16 protein-coding genes are annotated in these 20,315 nt (G+C 60.6%); 12 read left to right on the forward strand and 4 right to left on the reverse strand.

Going from position 1 to position 20,315, the window contains the following annotated elements:
• Window positions 1-9: 9 nt before the first annotated feature.
• From BLU75_RS06370 to BLU75_RS06380, 3 genes are all read left to right on the forward strand, one after another.
• Window positions 10-882 (forward strand): pirin family protein, encoded by an 873-nt coding sequence (locus BLU75_RS06370; RefSeq protein WP_084377679.1) that lies wholly within the window; start codon window positions 10-12, stop codon window positions 880-882.
• Window positions 883-945: 63 nt separating this feature from the next.
• Window positions 946-2,388 (forward strand): mechanosensitive ion channel family protein, encoded by a 1,443-nt coding sequence (locus BLU75_RS06375; RefSeq protein WP_084377681.1) that lies wholly within the window; start codon window positions 946-948, stop codon window positions 2,386-2,388.
• Window positions 2,389-2,491: 103 nt separating this feature from the next.
• A complete protein-coding gene (locus tag BLU75_RS06380; RefSeq protein WP_084377683.1) occupies window positions 2,492-2,929 on the forward strand; it encodes a carboxymuconolactone decarboxylase family protein in 438 nt (145 codons plus the stop codon).
• Between the two features lie 12 nt (window positions 2,930-2,941).
• Here BLU75_RS06380 and BLU75_RS06385 read toward each other — a convergent pair whose 3' ends face one another.
• Entirely contained in the window at window positions 2,942-3,706 is a 765-nt protein-coding gene (locus BLU75_RS06385) for an AraC family transcriptional regulator (protein ID WP_084377685.1), read from the reverse strand.
• Window positions 3,707-4,063: 357 nt separating this feature from the next.
• Here BLU75_RS06385 and BLU75_RS06390 point away from each other — a divergent pair, with 357 nt between their 5' ends.
• Window positions 4,064-5,203 carry a multidrug effflux MFS transporter gene (locus BLU75_RS06390; protein ID WP_084377687.1) on the forward strand — a complete coding sequence of 380 codons (1,140 nt, stop codon included), beginning with the start codon at window positions 4,064-4,066 and terminating at the stop codon, window positions 5,201-5,203.
• Here BLU75_RS06390 and BLU75_RS06395 read toward each other — a convergent pair.
• Both BLU75_RS06395 and BLU75_RS06400 read right to left on the reverse strand, forming a co-directional pair.
• Window positions 5,193-7,367, reverse strand: coding sequence for a TonB-dependent siderophore receptor (locus tag BLU75_RS06395; RefSeq protein ID WP_084377689.1), 2,175 nt, complete (start codon window positions 7,365-7,367; stop codon window positions 5,193-5,195). The two genes, BLU75_RS06390 and BLU75_RS06395, sit on opposite strands and share 11 nt — an antisense overlap.
• Before the next feature lie 262 nt (window positions 7,368-7,629).
• Window positions 7,630-8,535: a helix-turn-helix domain-containing protein gene (locus BLU75_RS06400; RefSeq protein WP_084377690.1), complete on the reverse strand. Its 906-nt coding sequence runs from the start codon at window positions 8,533-8,535 to the stop codon at window positions 7,630-7,632.
• Between the two features lie 139 nt (window positions 8,536-8,674).
• Here BLU75_RS06400 and BLU75_RS06405 point away from each other — a divergent pair, with 139 nt between their 5' ends.
• From BLU75_RS06405 to BLU75_RS06435, 7 genes are all read left to right on the forward strand, one after another.
• The gene (locus BLU75_RS06405) at window positions 8,675-10,033 is read left to right on the forward strand and encodes a glutamine synthetase family protein (RefSeq protein WP_084377692.1); all 1,359 of its coding nucleotides are present in this window, start codon (window positions 8,675-8,677) and stop codon (window positions 10,031-10,033) included.
• A gap of 34 nt (window positions 10,034-10,067) precedes the next feature.
• Window positions 10,068-11,156 (forward strand): polyamine ABC transporter substrate-binding protein, encoded by a 1,089-nt coding sequence (locus BLU75_RS06410; RefSeq protein ID WP_084377694.1) that lies wholly within the window; start codon window positions 10,068-10,070, stop codon window positions 11,154-11,156.
• Window positions 11,153-12,448 carry an NAD(P)/FAD-dependent oxidoreductase gene (locus BLU75_RS06415; protein WP_084377696.1) on the forward strand — a complete coding sequence of 432 codons (1,296 nt, stop codon included), beginning with the start codon at window positions 11,153-11,155 and terminating at the stop codon, window positions 12,446-12,448. The genes BLU75_RS06410 and BLU75_RS06415 overlap by 4 nt, the downstream gene beginning before the upstream one ends.
• A 193-nt stretch (window positions 12,449-12,641) precedes the next feature.
• On the forward strand, window positions 12,642-13,139 hold the full coding sequence (locus tag BLU75_RS06420) for a sigma-70 family RNA polymerase sigma factor (protein ID WP_084377797.1): 498 nt from the start codon (window positions 12,642-12,644) through the stop codon (window positions 13,137-13,139).
• Window positions 13,140-13,170: 31 nt separating this feature from the next.
• Window positions 13,171-14,142 carry a FecR family protein gene (locus tag BLU75_RS06425; protein WP_090221616.1) on the forward strand — a complete coding sequence of 324 codons (972 nt, stop codon included), beginning with the start codon at window positions 13,171-13,173 and terminating at the stop codon, window positions 14,140-14,142.
• Window positions 14,143-14,238: 96 nt separating this feature from the next.
• On the forward strand, window positions 14,239-16,644 hold the full coding sequence (locus BLU75_RS06430; RefSeq protein WP_084377698.1) for a TonB-dependent siderophore receptor: 2,406 nt from the start codon (window positions 14,239-14,241) through the stop codon (window positions 16,642-16,644).
• 252 nt (window positions 16,645-16,896) lie between these two features.
• Window positions 16,897-17,772 carry a hypothetical protein gene (locus BLU75_RS06435; RefSeq protein WP_130909159.1) on the forward strand — a complete coding sequence of 292 codons (876 nt, stop codon included), beginning with the start codon at window positions 16,897-16,899 and terminating at the stop codon, window positions 17,770-17,772.
• A gap of 151 nt (window positions 17,773-17,923) precedes the next feature.
• Here the strand turns inward: BLU75_RS06435 and BLU75_RS06440 are convergent, their stop codons facing one another.
• Window positions 17,924-19,075 carry an MFS transporter gene (locus BLU75_RS06440; protein ID WP_084377800.1) on the reverse strand — a complete coding sequence of 384 codons (1,152 nt, stop codon included), beginning with the start codon at window positions 19,073-19,075 and terminating at the stop codon, window positions 17,924-17,926.
• Between the two features lie 174 nt (window positions 19,076-19,249).
• Here BLU75_RS06440 and BLU75_RS06445 point away from each other — a divergent pair, with 174 nt between their 5' ends.
• Window positions 19,250-20,290, forward strand: a complete 1,041-nt coding sequence (locus BLU75_RS06445; RefSeq protein WP_084377702.1) for a diaminopimelate epimerase — start codon at window positions 19,250-19,252, stop codon at window positions 20,288-20,290.
• The last annotated feature ends 25 nt before the right edge of the window (window positions 20,291-20,315 follow it).

Below are 20,315 nucleotides of genomic sequence, written 5' to 3' on the forward strand. Positions count from 1 at the left end.
AGGTACATCATGAAAAACATCATCGGCATCTACACCAGCCCACGCGGCCATTGGGTCGGCGACGGCTTTCCGGTTCGTACGCTGTTTTCCTACGACACTCTGGGCAAGCACATCAGCCCGTTCCTGTTGCTCGACCATGCCGGGCCCTACGCTTTCACGCCCACCGAGCAACGACGCGGCGTGGGGCAACACCCGCATCGCGGCTTTGAAACCGTGACCATTGTCTACGAGGGTGAAGTCGAGCACCGGGACTCAACCGGCGCAGGCGGCAAGATCGGTCCCGGTGACGTGCAGTGGATGACTGCCGCCAAGGGCATTCTGCACGAAGAGTTTCATTCCGAAGCCTTCGCGCGTAGCGGCGGCCCCATGGAAATGGTTCAGTTGTGGGTCAACCTGCCGGCCAAGGACAAAATGGCTGAACCGGGTTACCAGACCGTCCTGGATGGCGACATTCCGTCATTGCCGTTGGCCGGGGGGGCCGGCAGCCTGCGCCTGATTGCCGGTGAGTTTGCTGGCCACACGGGCCCGGCGCGTACGTTTACGCCCATTGATGTGTGGGATCTACGGCTCAATGGCGACAAGGCGGTGACCCTGGATCTGCATGCCGGTCGCAACACGGTGCTGGTGGTATTGAAAGGCACCGTGCAGGTCAATGGCATCGAGCTGGCGCGTGAAGGGCAGTTGGTGGTGTTTGACCGCGATGGCGAGCAGATCAGCCTGGAGTCCAATGGCGACGCTACATTGTTGCTGCTCAGCGGCGAGCCGATCGACGAACCCATCGTCGGCCACGGCCCGTTCGTGATGAATACCGAGCAGGAAATTCACCAGGCGTTCGCCGACTTCCAGTCTGGCCGGTTCGGGCAGATGCAACCGCAAGCGTGAGGCGCTATACCTTCCAGCGGCGTTTCGTGCGATCTTCGCACGCATCGCCCTGGAGTCGCCTGGATGCCCTCATTTATCTCCGATCACCCGATGGTCTGCGCGTTGGCGTTGATCCTGCTGGATATTGCCGTCTGGCGCCTGATATCGGCTGAATACAACAACTGGAAATTGGCGGCGCGGCTGTTGATTTTTGCGCTATTCAGCGTTGCTCTGTTCAGTGACGGCATGAGCCCGATGCAGGCCGCGCCCTGGCCCGAGGATGTGCCGTTGCACCTGGCGGCGACGGCTCTGCAGATCGGCTGGTGGTTGTTTGCCGCGCGCACCCTCACGGTGCTGCTGGGCGCGCTGATGATGCAGCGGGTCGGCCATACCGGGCGGCTGCTGCAAGACCTGTTGGGCGCGGTGATCTTCCTGATCGCCATCATCGCTGCCATGGCTTACGTCCTGGAGCTGCCGGTCAAGGGTGTGCTGGCGACCTCCGGTGCGATGGCGATCATTGTCGGCCTGGCCTTGCAAAGCACCTTGAGCGACGTGTTTTCCGGGATTGTGCTCAACATCACCAAGCCTTATCAACTGGATGACTGGATCGCCATCGACGGCATCGAAGGCCGGGTCACGGATATCGACTGGCGGGCCACGCGCCTGCAAACCTCCCAAGGCAGCATGGCAGTGATTCCCAACTCGCTGGCGGCCAAGGCCAAGATCATCAACTTTTCGCGCCCGGCCGACATGTTCGGCCTGGCCGTGAGCTTGCAAGTCAGCCCCCATGCCCGGCCGCAAACGGTGGTGGAAGCCCTGGAACGCGCCATGCAGGGTTGTCGATCACTGTTGACCAAACCGGCGCCGAGTGTCGCCTTCAAGACGTCCGCCAGCGCTGGCGTGGAATATGAAATCAGTGGTTTCGTGCCGGCGATGAGCCTCAAGCGCGAAGCGCGCAATCAGCTTTACGACCTGGCTTACCGGCACTTGCAAGCCGCGGGCGTGAACCTGTTGTCGAGTGCCGAAAGTGCTGTGTCGCCGACCACGTCGCCAGCACGCGCGCTGTTGGACAGTTCGACGCTATTTTCCACCTTGCGCCAGGAAGAGAAGGAAACCTTCAGCCAGAACATGAGCCTGCACACTTTCCGTTGCGGCGACATGATCCTGCGTGCCGGCGAAGTCAGCGATCACCTGTTCATCATCGAATCCGGGGTTGTTGCGGTGCTGCTGACCAAGCCCGGGCACACCGTTGAAGCCGGGCGCATGGGACCTGGGGAGGTGATCGGCGAAGCCGGGATCCTCCAGGAACAGGGCGTGCCGGCAGACTTTGTCGCCAAGACCTACTGCACCCTTTATCGCATCGAGCGGGAATACCTCAAGTCGTGCCTGGATGCGCGGCACGACATTGCCGAAGCGATGAAGAATCTCCTGGATTTCCGCCTGCACGCCGCGCAAAACCTGATCCAGGACGCACCGGCAGTACTGGTGAGGAAGAGCTTTATGCAGTGGCTGCGCAGGCGCAGTTGAACCGCGTTGTATTGGCTACCTGTTTTTCGCCGAAATTGGCTATTTGTCCAGGGCAGCGGGGTGACTAAGCTGGTCACCAATTCCATTGTCCTGGACCAACACCATGCATGCCCGTATTGATTTCTACGCCGCTTCCCCCAACGCGATGAAAGCCATGCTCGCCCTGGAAGCGGTCGTCGGCAAACTCTCCATCGAGCTACCGCTGCTGGAGCTGGTGCGCCTGCGGGTATCGCAGATCAATGGCTGTGCGTTCTGCCTGGATGTGCACAGCGCCGACGCGCTCAAAGGCGGTGAAACCGAGCGTCGTCTGTACACCCTTTCGGCGTGGCGCGAGACGCCGTTTTTCACCCCGCGTGAACGCGCCGCGCTGGCATGGGCGGAAAGCCTGACGCTGATCAGCCAGACTCACGCGTGCGATGAAGATTACGCCTTGCTCAGTGAGCAATTCAGCCCGTCCGAACAAGTCGACCTGAGTCTGGCGATCGCCAGCATCAACAGCTGGAACCGTCTGGCGGTGGGCTTTCGCAAGATGCCCGCGTAGGGCGCACTTGGCCTATTTGAAATAACCCCGTGGCGTGGTGCCGGTCATGCTTTTGAAGAAGGCGATCAATGCGCTGTCGCTGGCAAAGCCCAACTCGAAAGCGCAGTAGCCGACGTTGCGCCCGGTGGCGAGCAACTCGATGGCACGCATCAGGCGCCACTGCTGGCGCCATTGTTGATAACCCATGCCGGTTTCACGCAGGAAAATGCGTCCGATGGTTTTGCTGCTGGCGCCCACCTGCTGTTGCAGCTCCTGCAACGGCGGAGGCAAATGCTCAATGTTTTGCAGCAACGGCGCCAGGCGCTTGTCGTGTGGTAACGGCAGCAGCAGCGGCTGTTCGGCGGCCTGGCGAACTTCGTTCAGGCACAACGCCAGCAAATGCGCGTAGTGGCCGTGTTCCCAATCGGTCTCGAAGGCGGCCAGCGCCATCGGCTCGAGTACCGCGCGCAACAACGCACTGACCTCGATCACCCGCACCTGGCTCGGCCATTGCTCGGCCAAGGTCGGGCAGACATACAACGAACGATACTCCACGGCGTGCTGCATGACTGCCCGATGGCGGATGCCGCCAGGGATCCACGCTGCGCGCGTGGGTGGCAACAGGCACAATTGATGGGCCAGGGTGATACGCGTGCACCCCTGTTGGGTAAACAGCAATTGGCCGCGTCGGTGCTGGTGCAACCCGGAGTCATGGGCGCCAAGCAAGGCACCGATGCCAATGACCGGTGCGTCGAAAATATCCGGGTCAAAACGCGCATCAGCCGCAAGCCAGGCCATAAGGATTGTCCGATTTCATGGATAACATGTCGAAGTCTGGATAATACGCCACTGGCGGCTGTTTAAAATCCCTTCCCTGTCTTATTGCATCGATATCTACACAACGTTCACAAACTGACGAATTTCCTTGTGGTGAGCGGGCTTGTCGGTACGCCGCATCGCCCGCGTTGGGCTGCGAAGCAGCCCCAAAACCAGCAGCTACGGAGTATCTGATACACCGCATTCGGCTTACTGGGGCTGCTTCGCAGCTCAATGCCGGCGATGCGGCGTTCCGACAAGCCCGCTCGCCACAGGGAAATTCGTCAGTTCTGAAAGGTGTGTAGATACCTATGCGGCCTTATTGGGAAGGGCTTTTTGATGAACCGAAAGAACCTCTTAGTCCTGGCGGTGGCGCTACTGATGTTTGCGCAAATCGCGCAAACCCTCTACAGCCCGGCGCTTTCGGATATCAGCGAGGCTTTTGCCGTGACGCCGCAAGCGGCGGCACAAACCCTGTCGGTGTACTTTCTGGCCTTTGCCCTGGGTGTGGTTGTCTGGGGCCGAGTGAGTGACCGCTGGGGACGGCGTCCGGTGATGCTGACCGGGCTCATGCTTTACGCTGTTGCCACCTGCCTGGCCCTGAGCGTTCAGACATTCAACGGGCTGCTTATCGCCCAGGCTTTGGCCGCGTTTGGTGCGGCGGTGGGTTCGGTGGTGACGCAAACCGTAGTGCGCGATTGTTTCAGCGGCGCGCAGCTGGCGCAGGTATTTTCCGTGATAGGCATTGCCCTGGCGGCCAGTCCTGCGATTGCCCTGTTTACCGGGGCGAGCCTGGTGCAGCACTTCGGTTATCGAGGCATGCTCGGTTGCCTGCTGCTGCTGTCGTTGACGCTTTGGGCCTGGTGCTGGCGGGCCTTGCCGGAAACCCGTCCGGCGGCGGCGTGCGTTGCGCCGCTGTTTGGCACGCTGGGCTTGATGCTCAAGGATCCGGCGCTGTGGCGCTCGGTCGGCCTGGTGGCGGCGTTCAATATCGCGCTGTTCAGTTACTACAGCCTGGGGCCGTTTATTTTCCAGCGCCTGGGGCTGTCCGCCGAGCAGTTCGGTTATAGCGGCGCAGGCCTGGCATTGGGTTCAGGGTTGGGCGCCTGGCTCAACAAACGCTTGCTCAAGCGCGGTATCGGCAGTGAAACCTTGGTGCTGACGGCGGCGGCGGTGGCGCTGCTGGGCGGTTTCCTGGTGATGCTGCTGCGCGACAGCGGATGGTTTGTGCTGCCGATGTTGCTGGTGGTGTTGGCCTTCGGCATGGCGATTCCCAATGTGTTGGGTTCGGCGCTGCTGGCCTATCGCGACCGACTGGGCACCGCGGGAGCGCTGTTCGGCTTGATGTACTACCTGGTGATCGGCGCCGGGTTGATGCTGGTGGCCTGGGTCCAGTCCCTGGAATGGACCCTGTTGGTCTGCGCGCTGGCGGCGCTTTGGCTCGGCTACGTTCGCCCTGTAGCGCCTCTCAGAAGTTGACCGAAGCACTCAAGCGCGCTGTCAACGGCGCACCCTGGAACAGATAGTCATCGCCCATGTACTCGCCGACGTCGCGCCAGTAGCGCTTGTCGAACAGGTTGTCGACGCTCAGGCGAAAGACTGTTTCATAGCCGTCGACCCGCGTGCTGTAGCGGCTGCCGACGTTGACCACGGCATAATCCGCCACCTCGACGTGTCCGGTGCGATTGGCGTTTTTGCTGGCGCTGTATTGCACGCCGCCCAGCAACGCGAGGCCCTCGACCCAGGGCAGGGCGTAATCGGCGTAAAGACTGGCCCGCAGTTTTGGCACGTTGATCGTCTGGTGGCCTTCGTATTCGGCGGTGCCGGTGCCGCTGACCCGCGCACGAATCGCCGCGACGCTGGCCGCTACCTGCAAGCGGGAAGTGGCCCAGCCGTTGGCGGACAACTCCAGGCCGGTGTTTTTCTGCTCACCCTGCTGCACGTAGGTGAAGTCACCGGCGCTGTCCGGCTTGGCGTACTGGTAAGCCTGGCGCGTCTGGAACACTGCCGCGGCAAAGCTGATACGGCGCCAGTCGTATTTCACCCCGGCTTCGATCTGGCGGGAGACTGTGGGGGCGAGAATGTCCTGGGGATTGCGCGCAAACCACGGTGCTTCGCCACCCAGGGACAAGCCTTTGCTGTAGCTGGTGTACAGCGCGAGGTTTGCCAGCGGTTTGTAGATCAACGCGGCATTGGGCAGGAACATGTACCGCTGGGTGTGGCGTGACTGGCTGCCAGTAGCGTCGAAAGCGTGTTCATCCAGGCGCACTTCGCGGCCGCCCACCACGGTTTGCCACTGCTCGTTGAAGCTGATGCGGTCGGTGACAAAGAGTCCGTATTGGCGGCTGTCGAGGCGACGGTGACGCTCGTTCAACGGTTTGTCGGTCGGCGGGAAACTGGCCGGGTCCTGATCGATATTGCCGGTGCCGATCCACTCGTTGACGGGGTCGCGCTTATCGACCACCCGGCGAAACGCGCTGCCGCCAAATGTCAGCTCGTGGCGCAGGCCGGCCGTGCTGAACAACCCGGTCATCGCGGCCTGGATTTCATCGGTGCGCCGGGTGTCATCGGGGCTGCGGTAGTCGTAGATGTCGTAGTCGCCTTCCGGGCTGAAGTAGTTCGGCACTTTCGATGTGCAACGGGTGGAACCGTAGCAACCCCAGGCAAATGAACTGTAGTCATCAATCACCACCTTGCTGCGGGCTGCGCTGACGCTGCCTTTCCATTGATCACTGAAGCGGTAGTCAAACGTGCCGTTGAGGTTCAACGAGTCGATATCCACTTGTTTCGATCCCGTCTGGTGACCGAGCAGCTTTTTCGGTGATGCGTCGTGGGGCACCTCGGTGCCACCGAGTAACTGGTACCCCGGCACCGATCGCTGGGCCTTGTTCTGATACTCGGCATCCAGTCGCAGCACCGCGTCGGGGCTGATGTTCCAGTCGAAGGCCAGAGACAGGAAATCGCGCTGGCCATTGGCGTGCTCGACATACGCGTTGAGGTCTTCATGGGCGACGTTGGCGCGCAGGCCGAATTGCTGTTCGCTGCCGAACCAGCCGCCGACATCGGTGGCGATATAGGCGCTGCCGCGATCATCGCTGGACACCGTCACCGAACGCACGTCTTCCGGGCGCTTGGTCACGTAATTGATTACGCCGCTGGGCTCGGAAATGCCACTCTGCAGACCTGCCAAGCCCTTGAGCAATTCCACCCGCTGTTTGTTTTCCAGGGCAACGTTCTGCTCGCCGGTGATGGTACGCCCGTTGATCTTGTAACTGCTCGCGGCATTCAGGGAGAACCCGCGCACCACGAAGTTTTCGTAGTACCCGATGGGCGCATAGCTTTCGCCCACCGAGGCGTCGTTGCGCAGCACTTCGCTGAGCAGGCGCGCCTGTTGATCCTTGATCAGCGACTCGTTGATCACCGTGATCGAGGCCGGTGTGTCCAGCAACGGCGCTTCATTGAATCCCCCCACCGAGGCGCTGTCGTTCTGGTAGCCGGCGATGTCCTGACCCTGGATTTTCAGGGTTGGCAACTCCAGGTCAGCGGCCAGACTGCTGTTCATGCCTGCGCCCAACAGCAAGCCTAAGGTGAGCAGGTCGAGGGTAAAACGCGTGGTAACGGCAGGACGGGGACTTAAAACCATGGGGGAAGGCCTGAGAGCACAGAGCGAAGGGCGCCTAAACTAGGCAGAATGGGTTTTTTTTACAAGTTCCCGAAAGCACATCCGTTTGCGCTCCTGCGCTGAGACCAGCGGCCTCAATCGTCAAAGCCTTCGACTGGCGTGCCTTGCACCTGTAGGAGCGAGCTTGCTCGCGAAGGTTGTTAACGCTGATGGGGACTCGCAGGTTAAATGCGGCGCTCTCGGGTTTTTCGCGAGCCAGCTCGCTCCTACAGGCGTTTGCCGTTCAACTTATTTTTTGCGCGTGCTTCAGGGTTTCTCTGGGCAACTCCTGGAACAGCGCCCGATAGCTGTTGGAGAACCGCCCCAAATGCCAGAACGACCAGTTCATCGCGACCTGCGCCACCGTGGTCTCAGGTGAACTCAGCAACTCCCGTCGTGCACCATTCAACCGCCGCAGGCGCAACCACTGTGCCGGGCTCATTCCGGTGTAGGTCTTGAATCCTTGTTGCAGCTGGCGCAGCGACACCCCGGCAATCCGCGCCAGCTCCAGCAGGTTGACGGTTGCGTCTGGCACATCTGCCGCCCACTCACCAATCCGTGCCATCAGGCTGCGTTCTTCGGTGCGCCGGCGTAGCGAACCCTGATCCAGGCACACGCAGGCGTTATCCAGAATGAACAAACAGTCGTCCAACAGTTGCTGGGTCAAGGCCTCGCGACTGGGTGGATCGGTCTCTTCGGACAGTCGGGTCAAGGTGCCGCTGAGCCAGCGACTGAACAACGAGTTTTGCAACGAGCTGAGCGGCGCCATGAACAAGCCTTCGAGCCGGGCCAGCTCCAAACCCTTACGCTGGACAAACTCCGGGCCGAACACCACCGCTACTTCACGGTAGTTTTCCGGGGTGATCCAGGTGTTGCGGCTTTCGCCATTGAGCAGGTACAGCGCGTTGTCGCTGCCATCGAAACAGAACGCCAGGGAGCCCTCGGGAGCATTGAAATGCTGTTCGATACGCGTGTTCATGCGCTCTTCATAAACCTCCACACCCTGCAGATCAAGGTAGCGGATCAGCCCGGCAAAATGCCCTGGAGACATTTGCTGATAGTGCTGTACCCAGCCGGGTGTAGCGCTGCATTGGGCGCTCACATCACCGGTGGTAAAGGCCTGAACATGCAAGGGGGCTGACTGTGTCATGGGTAACCCGGACGCACTCTATTGGTGCGTTATGGTTCGCGCAAAGTGGATAGATGCCCGCGGACGGCTCGGCCAAGATAGACCTCAATGTGCCGCGAGGGAAGACTTCCGGCATCACTCGAACCATGACGAGGTCCTTATGAACGCCCCTTTCGATCAGCTGTCCGCCTGGCTGAAAGAACACAAGATTACCGAAGTCGAATGCGTGATCAGTGACCTGACTGGCATCGCACGCGGCAAGATTGCGCCCACCAACAAGTTCCTGCATGAGCGAGGCATGCGCCTGCCGGAAAGTGTTTTGCTGCAAACGGTAACCGGGGACTTTGTCGACGACGATATCTACTACGACCTGCTGGACCCGGCTGACATCGACATGCTTTGTCGCCCCGCGGCCAATGCCACTTATGTTGTGCCATGGGCCATCGAACCCACTGCGATTGTGATTCACGACACCTTCGACAAGCAGGGCAATCCCGTCGAGCTGTCGCCGCGCAATGTGCTGAAGAAGGTTCTGCAGCTTTACCGTGATCAGGGCTGGCAGCCGATTGTCGCGCCGGAAATGGAGTTCTACCTGACCCAGCGCTGCGAAGACCCGGACCTGCCGCTCAAGACCCCGCTAGGTCGTTCCGGTCGCGCTGAAAGTGGTCGCCAATCGTTCTCCATCGACGCCGCCAACGAATTCGATCCACTCTTCGAGGACGTCTACGACTGGTGCGAAGCCCAGGGCCTGGACCTCGATACGCTGATCCACGAAGACGGCCCGGCCCAGATGGAAATCAACTTCCGTCACGGCGACGCGCTCGATCTGGCGGACCAGATCACCGTGTTCAAGCGTACCCTGCGTGAGGCGGCGCTCAAGCACAATGTGGCCGCGACCTTTATGGCCAAACCGGTGGCCGACGAACCCGGCAGCGCTATGCACTTGCATCAGAGCGTAGTGGATATGGCCACCGGCAAACCGGTGTTTGTCGACGATGACGGCAAGATGAGCGAGTTGTTTTTGCATCACATCGGCGGCTTGCAAAAGTACATCCCCACGCTGCTGCCGATGTTCGCGCCTAACGTCAATTCGTTCCGCCGTTTCCTGCCGGACACCTCGGCCCCGGTCAATGTCGAATGGGGTGAAGAGAACCGCACCGTCGGCCTGCGTGTGCCGACCTCCAGCCCCGACGCCATGCGCGTGGAAAACCGTCTGCCGGGTGCCGATGCCAACCCGTACCTGGCCATCGCCGCCAGTCTGTTGTGCGGCTATCTGGGGATGATCGAACGCATCGAGCCGAGCGCCCCGGTGGAAGGCCGGGCCTACGAGCGCCGCAACCTGCGTCTGCCGATCACCATCGAGGACGCGCTGGCGCGGATGGAGGAGTGTGTGACGATCAAGCATTACCTGGGGGACAAATTTGTACGCGGCTACGTCGCGGTCAAGCGCGCCGAACACGAAAACTTCAAGCGGGTGATCAGCTCCTGGGAACGTGAGTTCCTGTTGCTGAGTGTCTGAGCGTTCACACTAAAAAAACACAAGAGGTGTCGATATGCGTCTAGCCAAACAACTTCTCCCGCTGGCCCTGGCCGCGATGTTCAGCAGCGCCAGCCAGGCCGCGCCGACGGTCAGCGTGTATAACTGGACCGACTACATCGGTGAGTCCACGCTGGCCGATTTCCAGGCCAAGACCGGGATCAAAGTGGTGTACGACGTGTTCGACTCCAACGAAACCCTGGAGGGCAAGTTGCTGGCGGGCCGCACCGGGTATGACGTGGTGGTGCCGTCCAACCATTTCCTCGGGCGCCAGGTACAGGCTGGCGCATTTAGGAAGCTGGACCGCGCGCAGTTACCCAATTACGCCAACCTCGATCCGAAACTGCTCAAGCTGCTGGAGCAAAACGACCCCGGCAACCTGTATTCGGTGCCCTACCTCTGGGGCACCAACGGCATCGGCTACAACGTCGACAAGGTCAAGCAAGTGCTGGGCGTGGACCATATCGATTCGTGGGCGATGCTGTTTGAACCGCAGAACCTGAAGAAGCTTCACGCGTGTGGCGTCGCATTTCTCGATTCGGCGGACGAAGCTTTCCCGGCGATCCTCAACTACATGGGCATGGACCCGCGCAGCGAGACGGCGGCCGATTACAAAAAGGCCGAAGCCAAGCTGTTGACGCTGCGTCCGTACATCACCTACTTCCATTCCTCCAAGTACATTTCGGACCTGGCCAACGGCAACATCTGCGTGGCCTTCGGTTATTCCGGTGATGTGTTCCAGGCCGCCAACCGCGCCCGGGAAGCCGGGAACGGGATCAAGCTCGCTTACTCGATTCCCAAGGAAGGCAGCAACCTGTGGTTCGATCTGCTGGCGATCCCGGCGGACGCGTCCAACCCGCAACAAGCCCACGCGTTTATCAATTACCTGCTGGAGCCCGAGGTGATCGCCAAGATCAGTGCCTATGTGGGCTACGCCAATCCGAACCCGGCGTCAAAGGCCTTCATGGCGCCGGAACTGGTGAACAATCCCGAGGTGTACCCGTCCCAGGAAGTGCTCGACAAACTCTATATATCCACCACGCCAAGCCCGGCCATCATGCGGGTGATGACTCGGGCCTGGAGCAAAGTGAAGTCCAATCAATGAATCAGTCGGCAGACCATGCTCGCTCCTATTACCTGGCTTCGGCCAACGCCATGCCTCAACGGCCGGCCTTGCAGGCCGACCTGAGCGCCGATGTGTGTGTGGTCGGCGGTGGTTTCACCGGGGTCAACACGGCCATCGAGCTGGCCCAGCGTGGTCTTTCGGTGATTCTGCTGGAAGCCCGGCGTATTGGCTGGGGCGCCAGCGGGCGCAATGGCGGACAGTTGATCCGGGGGATCGGTCACGATGTATCGGGCTTTACGCGCTATGTGGGCGAGGAGGGCGTGCGCTACTTGCAGCGCGCCGGGATCGAGTCGGTAGCCCTGGTGGGCGAGCGTATTCGTGAGCATGGCATCGACTGCGATCTGCGCTGGGGTTTTTGCGAGCTGGCCAATACCCCGGCGCAATTTGCGGCGTTCAAGGTCGAGCTGGAAAGCTTGGCGGCGTTGGGCTATGCCGCGCAAACCCGCTTGGTTGCGCCGCAGGACATGGCGCAAGTGGTGGGCTGCGACGCGTATGCCGGCGGCTTGGTGGACATGGGCTCCGGGCATCTGCATCCGCTGAATCTGGTCTTGGGCGAGGCGTGTCTAGCCGAATCCCTCGGCGTGCGGATCTTCGAGCACAGCCCGGTGCTGGAGTTGACCCATGGCGATAGTGTCCAGGTGCGCTGCGCGTCCGGCAGCGTGCGTGCCGCCAGTCTGGTATTAGCCTGCAACGCGCACCTTGAAGAGCTCGAGCCGCGCTTGAGCGGCAAGGTGCTGCCGGCCGGCAGTTACATTATCGCGACCGAACCGCTGTCGGCCCAGGTGGCCCACCAGTTGATCCCGCAAAACCTGGCGTTGTGTGATCAAAAAGTCGGGCTGGATTACTACCGGCTTTCGGCGGACCGGCGTTTATTGTTCGGCGGCGCCTGCCACTACTCGGGGCGTGACCCGCGGGACATTGCGGCCTATATGCGCCCGAAGATGCTCAAGGTCTTCCCGCAACTGGCCAATACCGCCATCGAGTTCCAGTGGGGCGGCAAGATTGGCATCACCGCCAATCGCTTTCCCCAGGTCGGGCGCCTCAACCAGTACCGCAACGTGTTCTATGCCCAGGGTTATTCCGGGCATGGCCTGAACGTCACCCATTGGTGTGCGCGGTTGTTGGCCGAAGGCATTCATGCCGGGCACAGCCAGGGCCTGGATATCTTCAGCCAGGTGCCGCACATGCGGTTTCCCGGCGGCAAGGCCTTGCGTTCGCCGCTGCTGGCATTGGGGATGTTGTGGCATCGGTTGCGGGAAATGCTGCATTAAGTGCCGGTTTACGGCGATGCCGTCGGCTCCGGTGGGGCCATGGGTGTCGCCGGTCCACGCAGCAGCGTGTTTGCCAGGCCAGTTTCTTGAGTCAAGGCAGCACAAATGCCGAGTAAGCGGCGACGGGCAGCAATTGCCCTGCTTAATAGGACGCATTACTATTCACGCCCCGCCTATCCAGTGCTTTTCAATGATGCTTCCGCCGCCTCGCAAACCAGGCTTTTTCGAGCATTACGAAGAGTTGATCGGGACCTGGACGCGCCGTTTGCGAAATCGGCAGCAGGCCGAGGACCTGGCCCATGACACGTTTGTGCGGGTGCTTGAGTGCAAGTCGGCGCAAGTCGAACAGCCCCGCGCCTATTTGCATCAGACCGCGCGTAATATTGCGGTGGATGCTTATCGCCGCGAGGACCGCCGTGACGCGATGACGCTGGAGGCTTTTGATCAGGGCTCGCCTTCCAGCGGCGACCCGGAGCATTTCATGCACGCGATCCAGCTGGCGGACTCCATCGAACGGGCCTTGGCCGAATTGCCGCTCAATTGCCGCAGGATTTTCATCTGGCAAAAGATCGAAGGCCTGACCCAGCAGGAAATCGCCGAGCGCCTGGGGCTTTCTAAAAACATGGTGGAAAAGTATATGATCCGCACCCTGCGGCATCTTCGCGAGCGCCTGGACGCGATGGCCCCATGACCGATGCCCGCTTTGAACAGGACTTTCCATGATGGATACCCGTGAGTGTGCCTGCACACGCGCAACGGTGCGAGACGAGGCCGCGCGGTGGTTTGTGCGTTTGCAGGACAGCCCGTTGAGCGTCGAAGAACGCCGCCGTTTTGAAGCATGGTGTGCAGAGCATCCCGAGCATCGGTACGAGTTTGATGTAGTGCAAGGGCTATGGAGCGCTACCGATCTGTTGCCCAGGGAGCGCTTGCAAGCGTTGTGCGAGACGCCCGTGGTGGCGCCCCGGCGGCGGTCGGTGTTGCGCTATGCGCTGGCGGCCGGCGTGTTGGCGGTTGCAGTGGGAGTGGGGCTGTTCAGTGGTCTGAAGCAACCGGCGACCTACACCGCTGAATTCAGCACTGCGTTAGGTGAGCGTCGTCAGGTCGACCTGCCGGATGGTTCGCTGATCGAGCTTAACGGTCGCAGCGTGGTCGCGGTGCGGTATGAGAAAGCCCGGCGTGGAATTGAACTCAAGCAGGGCGAGGCGATGTTCAGTGTCGAGCATGACGCCAGCCGACCGTTCGTGGTCAAGGCCGGGGCGGGGCAGGTGACGGTCACCGGGACCTGGTTCGATGTGCGGCGTGATGACGAGCAGACCCGGGTGGTGGTCGAGGCGGGAACGGTCAAGGTGCAAGGTCGGGCCGCTGGGCAGGTGGTCACGCTGACGGCGGGTCGTGGTACCTCGATCGATCGCCAAGGCTCGGTAGCGCCGGCCTATCCGGTCAACCCGCAAGCACTCACCGCCTGGCGCAACGGTAAACTGGTGTTCAATGACGCCCCTCTTGGTGAGGTGGCGCGGGAGGTTTCGCGCTATCGCGAACAACCGCTGCGGGTCAGTGCGGCGGCCAGCAAGCTGCGCCTGACCAGCGTGTTCAATGCCAACGATACCGATGCCTTGCTCAACGCCCTGCCGCACATTCTTCCGGTGTCCCTGCGGGAACTGCCCGACGGCAGCCAGGAAATAATTTCACGCTAGGTTCAGGTTTTTTCCGAGTTCTTCGTCTTCTAGTCCAACTGCAACTGGTTTGCATTAACAGCCGTACTTTCTTGCGATCACAGGACTAGGCTCGACGTGAAAAAACTCGCCGTGAAAAACAATAAATCATCCCATTGGGCTCCACTGGCCCTAGCCTTGGCCGTCAGTGCCACGATGCCTGTGGCCTTCGCCGAGGAGGCCATTCATATTCAGGCACAACCGTTGGGCTCGGCGTTGAGCCAATTGGGCCAGCAAACGTCGCTGCAGCTGTTCTTCAGCCCCGACATGGTGGCCGGCAAGCAAGCCCCGGCCGTCGACGGCAATCTGTCGCCGGAGCAAGCCCTGCGTCAACTGTTGCAAGGCAGCGGCCTGGATTATCAGATCGATGCGGGCTCGGTGATCCTGCGTCCGCTGTCCAGCGGCACGGGTGAAGCCGGTTCACCGCTGGAGTTGGGGGCCACGGATATCAAGGTGGTTGGCGACTGGCTGGGTGATGCCAATGCCGAAGTGGTGCAGAACCATCCCGGCGCGCGGACGGTGATCCGCCGTGAAGCCATGGTGGAGCAGGGCGCAATGAACGTCGGTGATGTACTGCGACGTGTACCCGGTGTGCAAGTGCAAGAGGCCAACGGCACCGGCGGCAGCGATATTTCCCTCAATGTGGGAGTGCGTGGCCTGACGTCGCGCCTGTCGCCACGCTCCACGGTGTTGATTGACGGCGTACCGGCAGCCTTCGCGCCCTACGGTCAGCCGCAACTGTCGATGGCGCCGATTTCCGCCGGCAACCTGGACAGCATCGATGTGGTACGCGGTGCCGGTTCCGTGCGTTACGGACCGCAGAACGTCGGTGGCGTGATCAACTTCGTGACCCGCGCGATCCCCGAGACGTTCTCCGGTGAAGTCGGCACCACCCTGCAAACGTCCGCCCACGGCGGCTGGAAACATATCGATAATGCGTTTATCGGCGGGACCGCCGACAACGGCATTGGCGCCGCGCTGTTGTATTCCGGGGTCAATGGCAATGGATACCGCAACAGCAACAATTCCAATGACATCGACGACGTGATTTTCAAGACTCACTGGGCGCCGACCGATCAAGACGATTTCTCGCTGAATTTCCACTATTACGACGCCAGTGCCGACATGCCGGGCGGCTTGACCCAGGCACAGTTCGACGCCAATCCGTATCAATCGGTGCGTGACTGGGACAGTTTCAGCGGTCGACGCAAGGATGTGTCGTTCAAATACATCCGTCAGATCAATGACCGCACCCAGGCCGAGGTGCTGACTTATTACTCCGACAGTTTTCGCGGCAGCAATATCGCCAACCGGAATTTGCGGGCGATCAATTCCTACCCGCGTACCTACACTACTTTCGGCATCGAGCCACGGGTATCCCACGTATTCGACCTGGGCCCGACCACCCAGGAAGCCAGCATTGGTTACCGTTACCTGAAAGAAAGCATGCACGAGCAGGCGACCAGCCTGGCGCTTATCGACAATCAGCCCACGCCGTCCGGCCAGAACGACGGTCATGTGTATCAGGACCGCACTGGCGGCACCGAGGCCAATGCGTTTTATATCGACGACAAGATCGATGTGGGCAAGTGGACCATCACTCCGGGGATCCGCTTCGAGAGCATTCGGACCGAATGGCACGACCATCCGGTGGTGGCGTTGAATGGCACGCGGGTCCAGGAGAAACGTCGTCAGATCAAGAGTCATGAGCCGCTGCCCGCCTTGAGCGTGATGTACCACGTTTCCGATGCCTGGAAGCTGTTCGCCAACTACGAGACCTCGTTCGGCAGCTTGCAGTATTTCCAGCTCGGCCAGGGCGGCAGCGGTGATCAGACGGCGAACGGCCTGCAGCCGGAAAAAGCCAAGACCTATGAGGTCGGGACCCGTTATAACGACAGTATCTGGGGCGGTGAGGTCACGCTGTTTTACATCGATTTCTCCGATGAACTGCAGTACCTCAGCAATGATGTGGGCTGGACCAACCTGGGCGCTACCAAGCACAGCGGTATCGAGGCCTCGGCCCATTACGACCTGGCAAACCTCGACCCGCACCTGGATGGCCTGATCGCCAACGCCGGCTTCACCTACACCAAGGCCACGTCGGTAGGTGACGTCGCCTTCAAGGGCCGCGACCTGCCGCTGTATTCTCGTCAAGTGGCGACGCTGGGCCTGCGCTATGCGGTCAACCATTGGACGCATAATCTGGATGTCTACGCCCAGTCCGGCCAGCGAGCGCCAGGTACTACCGACACCTATATCACTCAGCCGACCGCAGATGGTCAGTACGGTGATATTCCGGGCTACGTTTCGGTGAATCTGCGCAGCGGGTATGACTTCGGTGAACAGGTGTCAAACCTCAAGCTGGGGGTCGGCGTGAAGAACGTTTTCGACCAGCAGCACTACACGCGTTCCAGCGATAACAATTCCGGGATTTACCTGGGTGAGCCGCGTACGTTCTTTGTACAGGCAAGCGTAGGTTTCTGACCGATAAATCAGGCGACTCCTATCGGGGCATTTCGGGGTAGGAGTCAGACTGATCCCGTGGAGTGAGCGTTAAGCGCATCGGGCCGACGTCCTCGCTCGAAGGAGAGGCAACCCAAGGTGGTCTTCTCTTACCGTTAAAAATGCCAAGTCTAGACAGCTCAGGAACTCTTTCCTCTGATTTACCACACAGGGCATACCAGTTCGTTCGATGGAACTGGTGAGGTCTCTCATACACCGAACCAGGGCTTAACCATGCATTCAACTTCGATTGATTCGCGCAACCGATATCCCGATTCCTTCAGTTCGTCATCATTAGAAAACGTTGCCGATAAAGCATACGGTGAGGGCTACCAGCACGGGCAGCAGGATGCCCGTGGCGCGGGACGGTCTTTGCAGGCAGCCGACGCAAGGCCGCAAGGCTCTCATTTTTCGGGAGCGCACAGCGCATCAGGCGGATTTGACTATCAAATGCCGCAAGTGCCGCAAATGCGCAATTTCACCGGGCCGGGGGCATTTCAGGCACCGAGTACCCACGACTTCTTGAACGGCATGCAATCCCATGCACAGGCGACATCCCCTTCCAACCCCATGATGCAGATGTTCAATTCGCTGATCAGCCTGTTGAACATGCTCAAAAGCCAACTGTTCGGCGCCGGTCCGGAGCAGGGTCAGGTAATCCAGCCATGCCCCGGGCATACCCATCCCCAGCCGACGCATCCGTGGCATCCAGGCCACGGTCAGGCAGGTACTTTTCCGCCAGGTCATCATCATCCTGCGCCCGGGCATGGTCGGCCGCCCCGCAATGAATTCTCGGGGCAATCCGACGCGTCGGTGGCGCAGGCGTTGCAGAACAGTTTCGGTACTTTCGAGGACCCACAGAAGCCAGGTTACATTTCCGAGAAGTCCCTCAAGGCCGTGGCGGATCGTCCGTATCCGTCGGGAGATTTTTCAAAGGATCGAGATACATTGCTGGCGCGAGAGTATTTGATGCGTCCAGCACTTCTCGGCCTGTCGGACAAACATTCGTCTACTGGACAGTATGACGGCTTGATTGACCGGAAAAATCTTCAGATTGCCGCTGGAGTCGCCCAGGGTAATAGCAATCCTTATTATGGAGATAGACCGTAAGCAGTGAACACAGTGATGTAAACACCCGACACGAAACCAGGTAGGCCGTCGTGGCATTAACGCGTGACAGGCGAAATGTCATGCCGATTTGAGTTGTTTCGATCCTGTACAAGCAGCTTCTGTCAGGATCGAAGTGTTTTCGAGACGGTGTTTACACTCGTAGCACCTTTCCACTGATGGTCACGCCGACCAGCAACACAGCAATCAACAGGAACGCGACGCTCAGACTGCTGGCGTGGGCAACAAACCCGATCACTGCCGGGCCTGCAAGAATGCCCGCGTACCCCAGGGTGGTGATAGCCGGTACGGCAATGTGTTCAGGCATGACTGTTTGCTTGCCAACCGCGGTGTACAGCACCGGCACGATATTGGAACATCCGGCGCCCACCAGCGCGTAACCCAGCAGCGCCACTTCCCAGGCCGGAGAGAGCGTCGCAAGCAACATGCCCGCCGTGGCCAGTGCGCCGCCAAGGATGATGACCTTGGTTGCGCCCAGGCGATGCACAATAATGTCCCCGGTCAAGCGTCCGGCGGTCATGGTCAGGGCGAAGGCAGCGTAGCCGAGCCCCGCGTACGCTTCATCCAGGCCGCGTTCGGCACTGAGGAACACCGCGCTCCAATCCAGCACCGCGCCCTCGGCGAGAAACACGATAAAACACAGGCAGCCGATAAACAGCACCACACCATGCGGGATGGCGAACGCGGGGCCTGAGCTTTTGCTGCCGTAGGGCAATAAGTGCGGCGCTGCCTTGAACAGGGCTGCCAACGTAATCACGATAACCACCAGGGTCGCCTGCAAGGGTGACAGCCCGAGTGCCAACAGGCCGCTGACCCCCGCGGCGCCAACAATGCCACCCAGGCTGAACAGCCCGTGGAAGCCTGACATCATGGTCTTGCCGCTGGCCCGCTCGACGATCACTGCTTGCAGATTGACCGTGGAGTCCACCGAACCCAGGCCGGCACCAAACAGAAACAACGAGGCCGCCAGCGCTGGAACCGAGCTGACGGTGGCGAGCAGCGGCAACGCCAGGCAGATCAGCAGGGTGCCGCCGCTCAAGACCTTCCGGCAGCCGAAACGTGAGGCCAGCGCCCCGGCGGCCGGCATCGCAATGATCGAGCCCACCCCCAGGCATAACAGCAGCAGGCCGAGCGTGCCTTCGTCCAACTGCGCGCGTGCCTTGGCGTAAGGCACCAATGGCGCCCAGGCGGCAATGCCGAAACCTGCGATAAAAAACGCGATGCGGGTCGACATTTGTTCCAGACGCCCCGGAATGACAGGAGCCGGGCTGCTGATGGCGGTCATGAAAATCCTTGGTTTGCAGTTGTTGATGATGTGCGGCGCGATATCCTTGCATATCAGGCCATCACGAGCGAGCCGAGGTTCCCGCATTGTTTTTTACCCGGAGCGCTTCGGGTTACCCAAGCCCAGTGAATATCTGGCTACACTGCGCCTTCCCGGTGATTCGAGAGACATGAGATGTCCGCTTGGTCCGACAACAGCGAAGAGTACTGCGCACCTGTGACAACGACCCGGTTTTATGACGCCCGCGGCAATATCTATGGCGTGCTCAGCCCGGCCGTGCTGCGTGAGCAGGGTATCGACCTGCCAGCGAGCGCGGCATTGGCGGCGAGCGGTCGAGCGTGCTGGAGCGCGTCTGCAGTCGCCGCCGAGTGCGGTTGGGGAGCGTTACCGCGCCCGGCAGACGCCAAGCCTTATCGCTGTGACGGTCTGTTGGTCGGGCCGTTTCAGGCCGAGGCGCCCTTTGATCTGTTGATCGTCAATACCGATGGCAGCCTGGCCGAGCGCAGCGGAAACGGCCTGAGCATATTTGCTCAGGCCTTGAGTGATCAGGGGTTGATGACAGGACGGTGTGAGTTGCGTGTGCATCATGACAAGCCGGACGCGCCATCGCCGGTGATTACCGTTACCGACCCCGCAACGTTCGAACAGGTCCGGGGCTTCTGGCTGACGTTGGGGCGGCCCACGTTCGGTTCTTTGGCGGTGGGCGCGGGGCAGGTGGGTACGGCATCGCTCCATGATCGGGAGTTGAGCCTGGTTAGCGGGCTTGTGTCGCTTGATGAGCGCTGGAACCACAGCCAGTTTGTGCGGGTGGGCAATCCCCATTGTGTGACGCTGGTAACTGACGTTGCAGCGTTGCCGGACAACTCGCAGATGCAACAACCGGCGCTGTTTGAACCGTTGAAACAGATCGCCTTCGCGCCTCCCGCAGGCGTTGGGCAACCTTGTCCGGAGGGCGTCAACCTGCAATGGGCGGCCCTCGCGTCCGACAACTGCTTGATCGCTCGAGTGTTTGAACGCGGTGAAGGGCCCACGGCGTCTTCCGGTACCAGTGCCAGCGCGGTGGCCTGTGCGGCCTGGCGTGTCGGGTGGGTGGCGGCGGGGCCGGTGACGGTGATCATGCCCGGCGGTAGCGTGCCTGTGTTACTCGAGGAACAGAATGGCGAGTTAAGTGGTGTCAGCCTGTTTGGCGCGGCGCAACGCCAAATGACGGAATAGGTATCGGGCGCTGGCAAGAGCGATC

Source organism: Pseudomonas mucidolens, from assembly GCF_900106045.1.
Taxonomy (GTDB): Bacteria; Pseudomonadota; Gammaproteobacteria; order Pseudomonadales; family Pseudomonadaceae; genus Aquipseudomonas; species Aquipseudomonas mucidolens.

What these genes read in the sequence shown, in the direction of transcription:
- BLU75_RS06370 (WP_084377679.1), top strand. Translation starts at nt 10, where the DNA reads ATGAAAAACATCATCGGCATCTACACCAGCCCACGCGGCCATTGGGTC.
- BLU75_RS06375 (WP_084377681.1), top strand. Translation starts at nt 946, where the DNA reads ATGCCCTCATTTATCTCCGATCACCCGATGGTCTGCGCGTTGGCGTTG.
- BLU75_RS06380 (WP_084377683.1), top strand. Translation starts at nt 2,492, where the DNA reads ATGCATGCCCGTATTGATTTCTACGCCGCTTCCCCCAACGCGATGAAA.
- BLU75_RS06385 (WP_084377685.1), bottom strand. Translation starts at nt 3,706, where the DNA reads ATGGCCTGGCTTGCGGCTGATGCGCGTTTTGACCCGGATATTTTCGAC.
- BLU75_RS06390 (WP_084377687.1), top strand. Translation starts at nt 4,064, where the DNA reads ATGAACCGAAAGAACCTCTTAGTCCTGGCGGTGGCGCTACTGATGTTT.
- BLU75_RS06395 (WP_084377689.1), bottom strand. Translation starts at nt 7,367, where the DNA reads ATGGTTTTAAGTCCCCGTCCTGCCGTTACCACGCGTTTTACCCTCGAC.
- BLU75_RS06400 (WP_084377690.1), bottom strand. Translation starts at nt 8,535, where the DNA reads ATGACACAGTCAGCCCCCTTGCATGTTCAGGCCTTTACCACCGGTGAT.
- BLU75_RS06405 (WP_084377692.1), top strand. Translation starts at nt 8,675, where the DNA reads ATGAACGCCCCTTTCGATCAGCTGTCCGCCTGGCTGAAAGAACACAAG.
- BLU75_RS06410 (WP_084377694.1), top strand. Translation starts at nt 10,068, where the DNA reads ATGCGTCTAGCCAAACAACTTCTCCCGCTGGCCCTGGCCGCGATGTTC.
- BLU75_RS06415 (WP_084377696.1), top strand. Translation starts at nt 11,153, where the DNA reads ATGAATCAGTCGGCAGACCATGCTCGCTCCTATTACCTGGCTTCGGCC.
- BLU75_RS06420 (WP_084377797.1), top strand. Translation starts at nt 12,642, where the DNA reads ATGCTTCCGCCGCCTCGCAAACCAGGCTTTTTCGAGCATTACGAAGAG.
- BLU75_RS06425 (WP_090221616.1), top strand. Translation starts at nt 13,171, where the DNA reads ATGGATACCCGTGAGTGTGCCTGCACACGCGCAACGGTGCGAGACGAG.
- BLU75_RS06435 (WP_130909159.1), top strand. Translation starts at nt 16,897, where the DNA reads ATGCATTCAACTTCGATTGATTCGCGCAACCGATATCCCGATTCCTTC.
- BLU75_RS06440 (WP_084377800.1), bottom strand. Translation starts at nt 19,075, where the DNA reads ATGACCGCCATCAGCAGCCCGGCTCCTGTCATTCCGGGGCGTCTGGAA.
- BLU75_RS06445 (WP_084377702.1), top strand. Translation starts at nt 19,250, where the DNA reads ATGTCCGCTTGGTCCGACAACAGCGAAGAGTACTGCGCACCTGTGACA.